This window comes from Streptomyces sp. SAI-135 (genome assembly GCF_029893805.1).
In the GTDB taxonomy this organism is placed as follows: domain Bacteria; phylum Actinomycetota; class Actinomycetes; order Streptomycetales; family Streptomycetaceae; genus Streptomyces.
Window position 1 is genome coordinate 2,831,589 of the sequence record NZ_JARXYP010000002.1, and the last position, 14,158, is coordinate 2,845,746.

Genomic DNA, 14,158 nt, shown 5'->3' on the forward strand with positions numbered 1-14,158 from the left:
ACCCCGCGCCCGGGTTTCCTGTGGGCTCCCTGCGAGAAGCCGCCCCCGCCGCACTACGATCAGCGGACCGATCGTCACCATCCGTCCCGCCCCTTTCCCCCAGAAGGACACACCTCATGGGTTCCGCCAAGAAGAGCACCGCAGCGGCACGCAAGGCGCGCATAGAGGAGATGCGGCGCGCCGAGCAGTCCCGGGAGCGCCGCAACCGTCTCCTCACCATCGGCGCCGCCGTGGTCGTCGTCGCCGGTCTGGTCGTCGGCTCCGTCGTGCTGGTGCAGTCGCAGTCCGACGACGACACCGCGGCCGACGGCAAGGGCCACTTCGTCACGGGCTCGGACGGCGTGAAGACCTGGAAGGGCACGCTGGGCCGCAACCACGTGGCCAAGACCGTGGACTACCCGATGGAGCCCCCGGTCGGCGGCGACCACAACCAGGTCTGGATGAACTGCAACGGCGACGTCTACACCAAGGCGATCGGCACCATGAACGCTGTGCACTCCCTGGAGCACGGCGCGGTCTGGGTGACGTACACCAGCGCGGCCAAGAAGGCCGACGTCGACGCGCTCGCGGCGAAGGTGAAGAAGACGCCGTACACGCTGATGAGCCCGGACGACAAGCAGAAGGACCCGATCATGCTGTCGGCGTGGGGCCACCAGCGGACCGTGACGGGGGCGAGCGACCCGAACGTCGCCAAGTTCTTCGAGAAGTTCGTGCAGGGCGAGCAGACGCCCGAGCCGGGCGCGGCGTGCACGGGCGGTCTGGGGCAGTGAGGTTCACGGGAGTGGCCGTCGCCGCGGTCTCCGCGGTGGTCGCGGCGGGCGCCATCACCTACGCCGTGGCCGAGGACGGCGGATCGGACGACACCCCGTCCGCCGGGTCCGCGGACGCGGGTTTCGCTCGGGACATGGCCGTGCACCACCAGCAGGCCGTCGAGATGTCGTACATCGTGCGCGACCGCACCGAGGACGTCGAGGTGCGGCGGCTCGCCTACGACATCGCACAGACGCAGGCCAACCAGCGCGGCATGCTGCTGGGCTGGCTGGATCTGTGGGGTTTGCCGAAGGTGTCGGCGGATCCGCCGATGACGTGGATGGACATGGGTGACATGCCGTCGGCCGGTGAGGGGTCGCTGATGCCGGGCATGGCGACCAACAGCGAGATGAAGAAGCTGGGCACGCTGAACGGCAAGCAGGCCGAGATCTTCTACCTCCAGCTGATGACGGACCATCACCAGGGCGGCATCCACATGGCGAAGGGCTGTGCGCAGAAGTGCACGGTCGGCGTGGAGAAGCGGCTCGCGCAGGGGATGGTCGACGCACAGCAGTCGGAGATCGATCTGATGGCGGGAATGCTGAAGGAGCGGGGCGCAAAGCCGCGATCATAGAGGGTTAACCCTCGAACCAGCCTTTTTCATTAGGTTAATTGGGCTCTTCTTGGCATGCGCATTCCCCTTGCATGAAGGGTTCGTCGCAAGAGTGGCCACCGTCGAGTGATCACTCGCGACGAACCGCATCCAGGGGGTTCCATGAGATCCAACCGCGCCAAACTCCGCGCCGGGGTGAGCATGGCGGCGACACTGCCGATGCTCGCGGGCGCACTGGCGCTCGGTATACCCGCGGCCCACGCCGCGGACAGCCCGAACCGTGACACGCTGGCCGGGACCAAGCCCGCGTGGGCCACCGCCAAGGCCGACAAGGGCGCCACCTCGGACAGTGCCCAGGTCTCCGCCCGGGTCTACCTCGCCGGCAAGAACGCCGCCGGTCTCGCCGCCTACGCGAAGTCGGTGTCCGACCCGGCCTCGGCGTCGTACGGCAAGTACCTGAGCGCCAAGCAGGCGCAGTCCCGCTTCGGCGCCACCAAGGCGCAGGTCGCCGCGGTGAAGTCCTGGCTGGAGTCGGCGGGCCTGAAGGTCACCGGCACCACGCAGCACTACGTCTCCGTCACCGGTGACGTGGCCGCCGCCGAGAAGGCCTTCGGAACCCAGCTCCACAACTACGCCAAGGGCTCGAAGACCTACCGCGCCCCGGCCAAGGCGGCCTCCGCGCCGGCCGGCCTGGACGGTGCCGTCCTGACCGTCACCGGCCTGGACAACGCCCCGCACAAGGCGAGCAGCAAGGACCAACTGCCGCCGCCGGACGCCGTGTTCAAGAACGCCGGGCCGTTCTCCTCGTACTACGGCTCGAACACCGCGAGCACGCTGCCCGAGGCCTACGGCACGAAGATCCCGTACGCGATCAAGGGCTACACGGGCAAGCAGCTGCGCGCCGCCTACGGGGCGGGCACGTACACCGGCAAGGGGGTGCGCGTCGCCATCACCGACGCCTACGCCTCCCCCACCATCGCCTTCGACGCGGCCACCTACGCGAAGAAGAACGGCGACGCCGCCTACACCACCGGGCAGCTCAAGCAGGTCCTGCCGAAGAACTACACGAAGACCGAGGAGTGCGGGGCGGCCGGCTGGTACGGCGAGGAGACCCTCGACGTCGAGGCCGTGCACGCGGTCGCGCCGGACGCGAGCATCACGTACGTGGGTGCCGCGTCCTGCTACGACGACGACCTGCTCGACTCGCTCAGCAAGATCGTCGACAACCACCTCGCCGACATCGTCTCCAACTCCTGGGGCGACATCGAGGCCAACCAGACGCCTGACCTCGCGGCCGCCTACGACCAGGTCTTCCAGTTCGGCGCGGTCGAGGGCATCGGCTTCTACTTCTCCTCCGGCGACAACGGCGACGAGGTCGCCAACACCGGCACGAAGCAGGTCGACACCCCTGCCAACTCGGCGTGGGTGACGGCGGTCGGCGGTACCTCGCTGGCCGTCGGCAAGGGCGACAAGTACCTGTGGGAGACCGGCTGGGGCACCGAGAAGGCCGTGCTGTCCGCGGACGGCAAGAGCTGGACGAACTTCCCCGGCGCGTTCACCTCGGGCGCGGGCGGCGGCACCAGCAGGACGGTCGCCGAGCCCTATTACCAGAAGGGTGTCGTCCCGAACGCGCTCGCCACGGCCAACAACGCCGCCGGCAACCGCGTGGTCCCGGACATCTCCGCGATCGCCGACCCGAACACCGGCTTCCTGGTGGGGCAGACGCAGACCTTCCCCGACGGCTCGCAGCAGTACAGCGAGTACCGCATCGGCGGCACCTCGCTGGCCTCCCCGGTGATCGCGGCCGTGCAGGCGCTGGCGCAGCAGGCGGGCGGCGGCAAGGCGCTCGGGTTCGCCAACCCGTCGATCTACTCGAAGTTCGGCTCCCGGGTGTACCACGACGTCACGGACAACCCGACGGGCTCCGGCCTGGCGGTGGCCCGCGTCGACTTCACCAACGGCTATGACGCCACCGGTGGGTTGAGCACCTCGGTCCGCAGCCTCGGCAAGGACAGCTCGCTGTCCGCGGTCAAGGGCTACGACGACGTGACGGGCGTGGGTACCCCCGCGAACGGTTACGTGCAGTCCTTCGGCCGGCACTGACCGGACGTACGCCCGCAGGGGCCCGGTCCCGAAGGTTCACCCCTTCGGGACCGGGCCCCTTGGCGCGCGGCGGCAGAGTCGGGCCCGGAGCCACGCACCCCCACCCCCTATAGCGTCGCTCTGACGATTACACTGATCCCGTGACTGCCTCGAACTTCTGGTCCATCTATCAGCACGGGTTCGCACGCGTCGCGGCGTGTACGGGTCACACCGTCATCGCGGACCCGCCCGCCAACGCCGAAGCGGTACTGCGGCACGCGCGCCGGTGCTCCGAGGAGGGGGTCGCCGTCGCGGTCTTCCCGGAGCTGGGGCTGTGCGGTTACTCCATCGAGGACCTGCTGCTCCAGGACGCCCTGCTCGACGAGGTCGAGACGGCGCTCGCGGAGGTGGTCGCCGGGTCGGCCGGCCTGCTCCCGGTGCTGGTCGTCGGCGCCCCGCTGCGCCACCGCAACCGGGTCTACAACTGCGCGGTGGTCGTGCACCGCGGCCGGGTCCTCGGTGTCGTACCGAAGTCGTACCCGCCCAACTACCGCGAGTTCTACGAGCGTCGGCAGATCGGCGACGGCGCCGACGAGCGGGGCGGCTCGATCCGGGTCGGCGACGTCGCCGTACCGTTCGGCGTGGACCTGCTGTTCGAGGCGGCCGACGTGCCGGGGCTCGTGCTGCACGCGGAGATCTGCGAGGACATGTGGGTGCCGGTGCCGCCCAGCGCGGAGGCCGCGCTCGCCGGTGCGACCGTCCTGGTCAACCTCTCCGGCAGTCCGATCACGGTCGGGCGGGCCGAGGACCGCAAGCTGCTGTGCCGTTCGGCGTCCTCGCGCTGCCTTTCGGCGTACGTCTACGCGGCGGCCGGCCTCGGCGAGTCGACCACCGACCTGTCCTGGGACGGGCAGGCCATGGTCTACGAGAACGGCGTGCTGCTGGCCGAGACGGAGCGTTTCCCGCAGGGCGACGAGTACGCGGTGGCCGACGTGGATCTGGACCTGCTGCGGCAGGAGCGGATGCGGATGGGCACGTTCGACGAGAACCGGCGCACCCACCAGGTGCGGACCGGTGACTTCCGGACGGTCTCCTTCGAGCTCGACCCGCCCGCGGGCGACCTGGGCCTCAAGCGCCGTCTGGAGCGCTTCCCGTTCGTGCCGGCCGACGCGAGCCGGCTGGCCCAGGACTGCTACGAGGCCTACAACATCCAGGTCGCCGGGCTCCAGCAGCGGCTCGCGGCGATCGGCGGCCCGAAGGTGGTCATCGGGGTGTCCGGAGGCCTCGACTCCACGCACGCGCTGATCGTGGCCGCCCGGGCGATGGACCGCGCCGGGCGCCCGCGCAGCGACATCCTGGCCTGGACGCTGCCCGGTTTCGCCACCAGCGACCACACCAAGGGCAACGCCCACCGGCTGATGCGGGCCCTCGGTGTCACCTCGGCCGAGCTGGACATCACGCCGACCGCGCGGCTGATGCTGGAGGAGATGGGCCACCCCTTCGCCTCCGGCGAGCCGGTGTACGACGTCACTTTCGAGAACGTCCAGGCGGGCCTGCGCACCGACTACCTGTTCCGGCTGGCCAACCAGCGCGGCGGCATCGTGCTCGGCACCGGTGACCTCTCCGAGCTGGCGCTCGGCTGGTCGACGTACGGCGTGGGCGACCAGATGAGCCACTACAACGTCAACTCGGGCGTGCCGAAGACGCTGATGCAGCATCTGATCCGCTGGGTCATCAGCAGCGGGCAGTTCGACGAGGAGACCGGTGCCGTGCTCGCCGCGATCCTCGACACCGAGATCAGCCCGGAGCTGGTACCGGGCGAGGAGATGCAGTCCACCGAGTCGAAGATCGGCCCGTACGCGCTGCACGACTTCACGCTCTTCCACGTCCTGCGGTACGGGTTCCGGCCCTCGAAGATCGCGTTCCTGGCCTGGCACGCCTGGCACGACGAGAAGAGCGGCGACTGGCCCCCGAACTTCCCGCAGGCCAAGCGTGTGACGTACGACCTGCCGGAGATCCGGCGCTGGCTGGAGGTCTTCTGCAAGCGCTTCTTCGCGTTCGCCCAGTTCAAGCGCTCGGCCATGCCGAACGGGCCGAAGGTCTCGGCGGGCGGTTCGCTGTCGCCCCGCGGTGACTGGCGGGCGCCGTCGGACGGTTCGGCGGGGGCGTGGTTGCGGGACCTGAAGAGGTTCGACTAGCCGAGGCGCGGCAGCGACTCGCTCCGCACGGTTGAACAGAGGGCGCCCCGCCGACGGGGGAAGATCGGCGGGGCGCTTGGTGCCACTGTGGTTCTGTGGGGCCGGGGGCCCTAGTGAACGGAGTGCTCCTCCAGCGGGAACGTCCCGCCGACGACGTCCTCCGCGAAGGCCTTGACCGCGCCGGTCATGACCTCGCGCAGGTTGGCGTACTGCTTGACGAACTTCGGGACCCGCCCGCCGGTCAGGCCGAGCATGTCGGTCCAGACGAGGACCTGCGCGTCGGTCTCCGGGCCCGCGCCGATGCCGACCGTCGGGATGTGCAGCACCCGGGTGACCTCGGCCGCGAGCTCCGCCGGGACCAGCTCCAGGACGACCGCGAACGCTCCCGCGTCCTGTACGGCCTTCGCGTCCCGCAGCAGCTGCTGGGCGGCCTCCTCGCCACGGCCCTGGACGCGGTAGCCCATGGCGTTGACGGACTGGGGGGTCAGGCCGATGTGGGCCATGACCGGGATGCCGGACTCGACGAGGAGCCGGATCTGTTCGTGGGAGCGCTCGCCGCCCTCCAGCTTGACCGCGCCGACGCCCGCCTCCTTGACCAGCCGGGTCGCCGAGCGCAGCGCCTGCACCGGGCCCTCCTGGTAGGAGCCGAAGGGCAGGTCGCCGACGATGAGGGCGCGCGAGGTGCCCCGTACGACGGCCGCCGACAGCATGGTCATCTCGTCCATGGTGACGGGCACGGTGGTCTCGTACCCGAGATGGCAGTTGCCCGCCGAGTCGCCGACCAGCATCACGGGGATGCCGGCCTCGTCGAAGACGGAGGCGGTCGTGGCGTCGTAGGCGGTGAGCATGGGCCACTTCTCGCCGCGTTCCTTGGCGAGGGCGATGTCCCGGACAGTGATGCGGCGGGTGCCCTTGCCCCCATACAGCGCCTTGCTGCCGTCGGAGGGCTTGGTGTGGGCAGCCGAAAGCTGCGTCATTGCAACGGCTCCTTACGTCATCTCGAGGCGCCCTCACGGCGTCCCCGGATCCCCTCCATGGTGGCACCTCGTGCCAGTCAGGGCCAGGGGTGGTCGGTGTGACCGTTCCGGCACCCCCGCGGAGCCCCTCCGGTGCGTAAGGTCTCGGTAAAGACTTACGATACGAGACGGTGCCGTATCGTAATGGGGCTACTCTCGGACGCATGACTACCGCAGCCCCTGACTCCCGGGTACCGGAAGCGGTGCACCGGCGCCGCTGGGCGATCCTCGGCGTACTGATGCTGAGCCTGCTGATCGTGGTGCTCGACAACTCGATCCTGAACGTCGCGATCAAGACGATCTCGACTCCGGCGCCGACCGGCCTGGGCGCCACCCAGAGCGAGCTGGAGTGGGCGATCAACGCCTACACCCTGGTCTTCGCCGGCCTCCTGTTCACCGCGGGCCTGCTCGGCGACCGGCTGGGCCGCAAGAAGGTGCTGCTGGGCGGCCTGTTCGTGTTCGGCGCCGGTTCCGCCCTCGCCGCGTTCTCCGGCTCGCCGGACCAGCTCATCGCCTTCCGCGCGCTGATGGGTCTCGGCGCGGCGTTCGTCATGCCGGCCACGCTCGCCGTCCTGATGAACGTCTTCGAGCGCGACGAGCAGCCCAAGGCCATCGGCATCTGGGCCGGCGGCGTGGGCCTCGCCATCGCCATCGGGCCGATCACCGGCGGGGTGCTCCTCGACCACTTCTGGTGGGGCTCGGTCTTCCTCATCAACGTGCCGATCGTGGTGCTCGCGCTCGGGCTGATGCTGTGGCTGGTGCCCGACTCCCGTGACCCGAACCCGGGCCGGATCGACCCCGTCGGTGTCGTGCTGTCGGTCGTCGGACTGGTGCTGCTCGTCTACGGCATCATCAAGGGCGGCCAGCTCGCCGACTTCACGGACGCGACCGTCCTGGCCACCATCGGCGCCGGACTCGCCGTGCTCGTGGCGTTCGTGGTGTTCGAGAAGCGCAGCGACCACCCGTCCATCGACGTCACGTACTTCAAGAACAAGGTGTTCTCGGCGGCGATCGGCGCCATAGGGCTGGTGTTCTTCGCGCTGATGGGCGTGACGTTCTTCTCCGTCTTCTACACCCAGAGCGTGCGCGGCTACTCGCCGCTGCAGACCGGTCTGCTGATGCTGCCGCTGGCCGCCGCGCAGCTGATCTTCGCGCCGCGCGCCCGGCTGGTCGTGGACCGCTTCGGCAACCGCGCGACGACCACCGGGGGCATGCTGCTGATCGCCGCGATGCTGTGCGCCTTCGCCGTGCTCGACGCGGACACCCCGATCTGGCTCCTCGAGGTGATCTTCTTCCTCATGGGCACCGGTATGGCGCACATCATGACGCCGACCAGCGTGGTCATCATGCAGGCCCTGCCGCGCGAGAAGGCCGGCTCCGCGTCCGCGCTGAGCAACACCTTCCGGCAGGTCGGCGGCGCGCTCGGCATCGCCGTCCTGGGCTCGGTCCTGTCCACGGCCTACCGCAACGGCATCGAGTCCCACCTCGGCGTGCTCCCGGCGGGTGCACGGCACACCGCGGGCGAGTCCATCGAGGCCACCCTGGGCGTCGCCGCGAAGCTCGGGCCCCGCGGTGACGCCCTGGTCGGACCGGCCAACGACGCCTTCCTGCACGCGATGCACGTCACCGCGCTGTGGGGGGCGGGTGTGGCCCTGGTCGGCGCCCTGGTGGTGGCCCTGTACCTCCCGGGCCGCCCGACGTCGCCTCAGCCGGGCCAGGAGGAACAGGAGTTGGTTCGCGCGGGCGAGTGACCGGCGGGGCGGCGGCGGACCGGCGGCGGCCGGACACCGCCCCGCCGCCCCGCGGTGGAGCAGGGATAATCGCTTCATCAGACAGAGAGGACCAAGCGACGTGAGCGGCCTCGCGGAGAGTCAGTCCAGGCAGGCGGGGGCCGTGCGGGGGCGGCCCCGCAGCGAGGCCGTGGAGCGGTCCATCATCGAGGCCGTCATCAAGTTGCTGGAGGACGGCGTACCGCTCGCCGAACTGTCCATCGAGCGCATCGCCCGCACCGCGGGCGTCGGCAAGGCCACCATCTACCGCCGCTGGAACGGCAAGGAGGAGCTCTTCGTCGACGTCGTGCGCACCGCCGAGCCCCCGGACGCCGAACTGCCCGGCACCTCGATGCGCGACGATCTCGTGGCGCTGCTGGAGCAGTTGCGGCAACGCGGGCTGATGACCCGTTCCTCGGCGCTGCTGCACAGTGTGTTCGCCCAGATGAAGAGCAGTCCGAAGGTCTGGGACGCCTACCACGCGATCGTCGTCGCGCCCCGGCGCCGCAAGCAGCTCGCCATCCTGCGCCGGGGACAGGCCAACGGCGAGCTCCGCACCGACATCGAGTGCGAGTTGCTCAACGACCTGTTCGTCGGCCCCATGCTGCTGCGCACCATCATGCAGCCCGACGCCGCCCTGCCGGAGGGCCTGTCCGAACAGATCGTCGACTCCGTCCTCGAAGGTCTACGCCCCGTCAGTTCCTAGTGTGCGCGTTTCGTCACAGAGGGCGCTTTCCCCCTCGTGCGGGGAACTGGCGAAGGCGACTTGTACGTCATCGCCCCCGTACGGTCGTCATGGGACGACGAGAGGGAAGCCGATCATCCCCTAGGGTCGTACGGGGTGTTTGCGCCCCCACGGCAGCGGGGCGAACGGTGTGCACGGCAGGTAGTGAGGCGACGGTATGGCGCAGCAGGCATACGTGACGGAGACGGCGGACGGCGGCTCGGGATCCGAGCGCCAGAGAGACCGGCTCCGGCGTCTGCTCGGCCGCCCCTTCTCCGGCTGGCGCGGTGACCGCCGGATCTGGCGCCGCGGTCTCGTGCTGGCCGCCCTGGCGGTGATCGTGGCCCTGGTGATGCTGCTGCACGCGCAGATCCCCAACGCCGTGGGCAACCTGGGCAGTCTCACCGAGACCTTCCTGCCGTGGCTCGGCCTGTTCGTGCCGGTGCTGCTCCTGCTCGGCTTCCTGCGCAGGTCCGCGACCGCGCTGATCGCGGTGGTGCTCCCGGCGGCCGTGTGGCTGAACCTCTTCGGCGGGCTGCTCACCGACAAGTCCGGCACCGGCGGCGACCTCACGGTGGCCACCCACAACGTGAACGCCGACAACGCCGACCCGTCCGGCACCGCCCGGGACGTGGCGGCCTCCGGCGCGGACGTGGTGGCCCTGGAGGAGCTGAACGCCTCGGCGGTGCCGGTGTACGAGAAGGCGCTGGCGTCGACGTACCGCTACCACGCGGTCGAGGGCACCGTCGGGCTGTGGAGCAAGTACCCGCTGACCGGTGTGCGGGCCGTCGACATCAAGCTGGGCTGGACCCGGGCCATGCGGGCCACGGTGGCCGCCCCGGACGGCCGGGTCGCGTTCTACGTCGCCCACCTGCCGTCCGTACGGGTGAAGATGGAGGCCGGGTTCACCGCCCGGCAGCGCGACAAGAGCGCCGACGCGCTGGGCGAGGCCATCGCCGACGAGAAGCTGCCCCGCAAGATCCTGCTCGGCGACCTCAACGGCACGATGAACGACCGCGCGCTGAACGCCGTCACCTCCCAGATGCGCTCCACGCAGGGTGCCGCGGGCAGCGGCTTCGGGTTCAGCTGGCCGGCGTCGTTCCCGATGGCGCGGATCGACCAGATCATGGTGCAGGGCGTGGAGCCCGAGAGTTCGTGGACGCTGCCCGCCACCGGCAGCGACCACCTGCCGGTGGCGGCCCGAGTGAGCCTCGCCACCTCTTCGTAACCTGCGGGAAGCCTGGGGAAGCAGTTTTTGTTCCGATACTGAACATAAGCTAGGTACGGAACACCGCTCTCCCCTGAAAGGCTCGGCTCCCCATGCCCTTGGCCCTGCTCGCACTGGCCGTCGGCGCTTTTGGTCTCGGCACCACCGAATTCGTGATGATGGGGCTGCTGCCCGATGTCGCGGACGACCTGGGCATCTCCATCCCCACCGCGGGCCACCTGGTCTCGGCGTACGCGCTGGGCGTGGTGATCGGCGCCCCGCTGCTCGCCGCGGTCACGGCCCGGATGTCCCGCCGCAAGGTCCTCATCGGCCTGATGGGACTGTTCGTGGCCGGCAACGCGCTCTCCGCCCTCGCCCCCGACGAGCACCTGCTGCTCGCGGCCCGCTTCCTGAGCGGTCTGCCGCACGGTGCCTTCTTCGGGGTGGGCGCGGTCGTCGCCACGAGCATGGTGGCCCCGGAACGCAAGGCCCGCTCGGTGTCGCTGATGTTCCTCGGCCTGACCCTCGCCAACATCGCGGGCGTGCCCGTCGCCACCCTCATGGGCCAGCACCTGGGCTGGCGGGCGACCTTCCTCGGCGTCAGCGCGATCGGCCTGGCCGCGATAGCCTCCCTGGCCCTCCTCATCCCGCACGACCACGCCCACGCCCCGGCGGTGGGCCTGCGCCGCGAACTGGGCGCGCTGAGGTCGCTGCCCGTGTGGCTGGCGCTCGGCACCACGGTGGCGGGCTTCGGCGCGCTGTTCGCCGCGTACAGCTACATCACGCCGATGCTCACGGACGCGGCCGGCTACGCCGACTCCAGCGTGACGCTGCTGCTCGCCCTGTTCGGGGTGGGTGCGACGGCCGGCAACCTGCTCGGCGGACGGCTCGCCGACCACTCGCTGCGCGGCACCCTGTTCGGCGGTCTGACCTCGCTGGTCGTGGTCCTGGCGCTGTTCCCGGTGCTGATGTCCGCGCAGTGGAGCGCGGCGGTCGCGGTGGTCCTGCTGGGCACGGCGGCCTTCGTCACCGGCTCCCCGCTCCAGCTGATGGTCATGGAGAAGGCGCAGGCCGCCCCCTCCCTGGCCTCCTCCGCCAACCAGGCCGCCTTCAACCTGGCCAACGCCGGCGGCGCCTGGATCGGCGGCCTGGCCCTCGCCGCGGGCCTCGGCGCGACGTCCCCGGCGCTGACGGGCGCGGCCCTGGCGGTCCTCGGCCTCGGCGTCGCCGCGGTCGCCACGCTGGTGGACCGGCGCCGCGCGAGCGGGACCGCCGCCCGCGAACGCGTGATCGCGACCCATGTGCCGGAACACGCGGAGCCGGCCCACCACTGAGCAGTCCTACGCCGAGGGGGGCGCCCGGAGATCTCCGGGCGCCCCCCTTCGCTCACTCCAGCGTCCCCCGCGCCGCGTCAAGGAACGCCAGCCGGTTGGCCTCCAGGTAGTCCCGGACGCTCTCGCCCTCCGGCAGGCCCTCCCACACCGTCCGGTTGAGGTCGAGGAAGTGGGCGCGGGCCGCCCGGTGGACCGAGAGGGGGAACTGGACGCGGATGAGGCGCTCGGCCACCCACAGGCGGTTCATCACCTCGCTGGTCGTGAGGAACCAGGGGTCGGTGTGCTCGTGGTCGGCGGGGCGGGAGTAGGCGGCGCGTTCCGCCTCCGCGCTGACCTCGATGAAGCGTTCCAGCAGGGCCAGGCGCTCCGCGCGCAGGGCCTGCGACACCGCGATCTGCTGGCGCCGCTCCTCGGCACGCTCCGCCGACTGCTGCGTCCTGTGCTGGACGAGGTAGGAGAGCACGCCCCCCAGAGCGACTCCGCCCAGCGATATGAGAGACACCCAGACCTGGCCCGACATGGGCGTCACGTCCCACGGCGGTCGAACCCGACGGGTCTGTCGGTGACCTGTGGAGCCCTGTCGGCGGCCTGTCGGTGGTTTGTCGGTGGGTGCTGGCACTGTCCTCGGTATGACGCGAATCGACAAGAACCCCCAGAGCGGGGACTCCGCCGTTTCCGTGCGGGGGCTGGTCAAGCACTACGGCGAGACCAAGGCGCTGGACGGTGTCGACCTGGACGTGCGCGAGGGCACCGTGATGGGTGTGCTCGGGCCCAACGGCGCCGGGAAGACCACCCTCGTACGCATCCTGTCCACCCTCCTGTCCCCCGACTCCGGGCAGGCCACCGTCGCCGGTTACGACGTCGTGCGCCAGCCCCGGCAGCTGCGGCGGGTCATCGGGCTCACCGGGCAGTACGCCTCGGTGGACGAGAAGCTGCCCGGCTGGGAGAACCTGTACATGATCGGGCGGCTGCTCGACCTGCCCCGCAAGGAGGCCCGCAGCCGGGCCGACGAACTCCTTGAGCGGTTCTCGCTGACGGACGCCGCCAAGCGGCCGGCGAGCACCTACTCCGGCGGTATGCGGCGCCGCCTCGACCTCGCCGCCTCGATGATCGGGCGCCCCCAGGTGCTCTTCCTGGACGAGCCCACCACCGGTCTGGACCCGCGCACCCGCAACGAGGTGTGGGACGAGGTCAAGCGGATGGTCGGGGACGGGGTGACCGTCCTGCTGACCACCCAGTACATGGAGGAGGCCGAACAGCTCGCCTCCGAGCTGACCGTCGTGGACCACGGCAAGGTCATCGCCGACGGCGCCATCGAGGAGCTCAAGGCGAAGGTCGGCGGACGCTCGCTGCGGGTGCGGCCGGTGGATCCGCTGCAGCTCCAGCCGCTCGCCGGCTGGATCGACGAACTCGGCATCACCGGGCTCGCCACCTCCACCGTGGACAGCGAGAGCGGCACCGTCATCGTCCCGATCCTCAGCGACGAGCAGCTGACCGCCGTGGTCGGCGCGGTCACCGCGCGCGGTGTCACCCTCTCCTCCATCACCACCGAACTGCCCAGCCTGGACGAGGTGTTCCTGTCCCTCACCGGCCACCGTGCCAGTGCCCCGCAGGACGCCGTCCCCACCGACACCCGCGAGGAGGTCGCCGTATGAGCGCCGCAACCGCCACCATCGACGCCGACGCCCGGATCCCGCTGCGCGGGCACCTCCGGCACACCGGCGCCCTCGTCCGCCGCAACCTGCTGTGGATCCGCCAGGACCCCGAGTCGATGTTCGACGCGATCCTGATGCCGGTCGTCTTCACCCTGCTGTTCGTCTACGTCTTCGGCGGCTCGATCGGACAGGCCCTGGGCGGCGGACAGGACGGATACGTCCAGTACGTCATCCCGGGCATGATCGCGATGATGAGCATGACCCTGTCCCAGGGCGTCGGCACCGGCTTCAGCCAGGACTTCAACTCCGGTGTCATGGACCGTTTCCGGTCCCTGCCCATCGGGCGCGGCTCGGTGCTGTTCGCGAAGATCTCCGTCGAGCTGCTGCGGATGCTGTTCGCGACCACCGTGCTGATGATCGTCGCCGTCCTGGTCGGATTCGACATCGACCACTGGGCCGGGCTGTTCGCGGCGGTCGGTCTGTCCGCCGTGTTCGCCTCCTCGATCATGTGGGTGTTCCTCACCCTGGGTGTGATCCTGAAGAACGCGCAATCCGTGCAGGCGATGGGCTTCCTGGTGCTGTTCCCGCTCCAGTTCGGCTCGTCGATCTTCGCGCCGACGAACTCGATGCCGGGCTGGCTCCAGCACTTCACCGACTACAACCCGCTGTCCGCGCTCGCCGACGCGGCCCGCGGACTGATGGTGGGCGGCCCGGTCGCGCACGACCTGTGGGTGACGCTCGGCTGGTCGGCGGCGATCACGGCGGTGGCGGCACCGTACGCCATCCACAAGTTCCGCACGAAGAACTGAG

12 protein-coding genes are annotated in these 14,158 nt (G+C 70.3%); 10 read left to right on the forward strand and 2 right to left on the reverse strand.

Features of this window, described 5'->3' with window-relative positions; genetic code table 11:
- The first annotated feature begins 116 nt into the window (after positions 1-116).
- From M2163_RS17295 to M2163_RS17310, 4 genes are all read left to right on the forward strand, one after another.
- Positions 117-770: a DUF3105 domain-containing protein gene (locus M2163_RS17295; protein WP_280894379.1), complete on the forward strand. Its 654-nt coding sequence runs from the start codon at positions 117-119 to the stop codon at positions 768-770.
- An 11-nt stretch (positions 771-781) separates the two neighbouring features.
- Positions 782-1,384, forward strand: coding sequence for a DUF305 domain-containing protein (locus M2163_RS17300; RefSeq protein WP_280894380.1), 603 nt, complete (start codon positions 782-784; stop codon positions 1,382-1,384).
- A 141-nt stretch (positions 1,385-1,525) separates the two neighbouring features.
- Positions 1,526-3,466 (forward strand): S53 family peptidase, encoded by a 1,941-nt coding sequence (locus tag M2163_RS17305; RefSeq protein ID WP_280894381.1) that lies wholly within the window; start codon positions 1,526-1,528, stop codon positions 3,464-3,466.
- A 140-nt stretch (positions 3,467-3,606) separates the two neighbouring features.
- Positions 3,607-5,643 carry an NAD(+) synthase gene (locus M2163_RS17310; protein ID WP_280894382.1) on the forward strand — a complete coding sequence of 679 codons (2,037 nt, stop codon included), beginning with the start codon at positions 3,607-3,609 and terminating at the stop codon, positions 5,641-5,643.
- A gap of 110 nt (positions 5,644-5,753) precedes the next feature.
- Here M2163_RS17310 and panB read toward each other — a convergent pair whose 3' ends face one another.
- A complete protein-coding gene (gene panB, locus M2163_RS17315; protein ID WP_280894383.1) occupies positions 5,754-6,620 on the reverse strand; it encodes a 3-methyl-2-oxobutanoate hydroxymethyltransferase in 867 nt (288 codons plus the stop codon).
- Between the two features lie 203 nt (positions 6,621-6,823).
- On the opposite strand from panB, the gene M2163_RS17320 reads away from it, so the two are divergent.
- The 4 genes from M2163_RS17320 to M2163_RS17335 all read left to right on the forward strand — a co-directional run bounded on the left by M2163_RS17320 (position 6,824) and on the right by M2163_RS17335 (position 11,693).
- The gene (locus M2163_RS17320; RefSeq protein WP_280894384.1) at positions 6,824-8,410 is read left to right on the forward strand and encodes an MFS transporter; all 1,587 of its coding nucleotides are present in this window, start codon (positions 6,824-6,826) and stop codon (positions 8,408-8,410) included.
- A 100-nt stretch (positions 8,411-8,510) separates the two neighbouring features.
- Positions 8,511-9,134, forward strand: coding sequence for a TetR/AcrR family transcriptional regulator (locus M2163_RS17325; RefSeq protein WP_280851881.1), 624 nt, complete (start codon positions 8,511-8,513; stop codon positions 9,132-9,134).
- 196 nt (positions 9,135-9,330) lie between these two features.
- Positions 9,331-10,380 (forward strand): endonuclease/exonuclease/phosphatase family protein, encoded by a 1,050-nt coding sequence (locus tag M2163_RS17330; RefSeq protein ID WP_280851880.1) that lies wholly within the window; start codon positions 9,331-9,333, stop codon positions 10,378-10,380.
- 92 nt (positions 10,381-10,472) lie between these two features.
- On the forward strand, positions 10,473-11,693 hold the full coding sequence (locus tag M2163_RS17335) for an MFS transporter (RefSeq protein ID WP_280894385.1): 1,221 nt from the start codon (positions 10,473-10,475) through the stop codon (positions 11,691-11,693).
- 52 nt (positions 11,694-11,745) lie between these two features.
- Here the strand turns inward: M2163_RS17335 and M2163_RS17340 are convergent, their stop codons facing one another.
- Entirely contained in the window at positions 11,746-12,213 is a 468-nt protein-coding gene (locus tag M2163_RS17340) for a hypothetical protein (protein ID WP_280894386.1), read from the reverse strand.
- Between the two features lie 109 nt (positions 12,214-12,322).
- Here M2163_RS17340 and M2163_RS17345 point away from each other — a divergent pair, with 109 nt between their 5' ends.
- Positions 12,323-13,348 (forward strand): ATP-binding cassette domain-containing protein, encoded by a 1,026-nt coding sequence (locus M2163_RS17345; protein ID WP_280851877.1) that lies wholly within the window; start codon positions 12,323-12,325, stop codon positions 13,346-13,348.
- Positions 13,345-14,157: an ABC transporter permease gene (locus tag M2163_RS17350; RefSeq protein ID WP_280851876.1), complete on the forward strand. Its 813-nt coding sequence runs from the start codon at positions 13,345-13,347 to the stop codon at positions 14,155-14,157. The genes M2163_RS17345 and M2163_RS17350 overlap by 4 nt, the downstream gene beginning before the upstream one ends.
- Position 14,158: the final 1 nt, after the last annotated feature.

Excerpts from the sequence above, each read along its gene's own strand:
- M2163_RS17295 (WP_280894379.1), top strand. The coding sequence starts at position 117 with ATGGGTTCCGCCAAGAAGAGCACCGCAGCGGCACGCAAGGCGCGCATA.
- M2163_RS17305 (WP_280894381.1), top strand. The coding sequence starts at position 1,526 with ATGAGATCCAACCGCGCCAAACTCCGCGCCGGGGTGAGCATGGCGGCG.
- panB (WP_280894383.1), bottom strand. The coding sequence starts at position 6,620 with ATGACGCAGCTTTCGGCTGCCCACACCAAGCCCTCCGACGGCAGCAAG.
- M2163_RS17320 (WP_280894384.1), top strand. The coding sequence starts at position 6,824 with ATGACTACCGCAGCCCCTGACTCCCGGGTACCGGAAGCGGTGCACCGG.
- M2163_RS17330 (WP_280851880.1), top strand. The coding sequence starts at position 9,331 with ATGGCGCAGCAGGCATACGTGACGGAGACGGCGGACGGCGGCTCGGGA.
- M2163_RS17335 (WP_280894385.1), top strand. The coding sequence starts at position 10,473 with ATGCCCTTGGCCCTGCTCGCACTGGCCGTCGGCGCTTTTGGTCTCGGC.
- M2163_RS17340 (WP_280894386.1), bottom strand. The coding sequence starts at position 12,213 with ATGTCGGGCCAGGTCTGGGTGTCTCTCATATCGCTGGGCGGAGTCGCT.
- M2163_RS17345 (WP_280851877.1), top strand. The coding sequence starts at position 12,323 with ATGACGCGAATCGACAAGAACCCCCAGAGCGGGGACTCCGCCGTTTCC.
- M2163_RS17350 (WP_280851876.1), top strand. The coding sequence starts at position 13,345 with ATGAGCGCCGCAACCGCCACCATCGACGCCGACGCCCGGATCCCGCTG.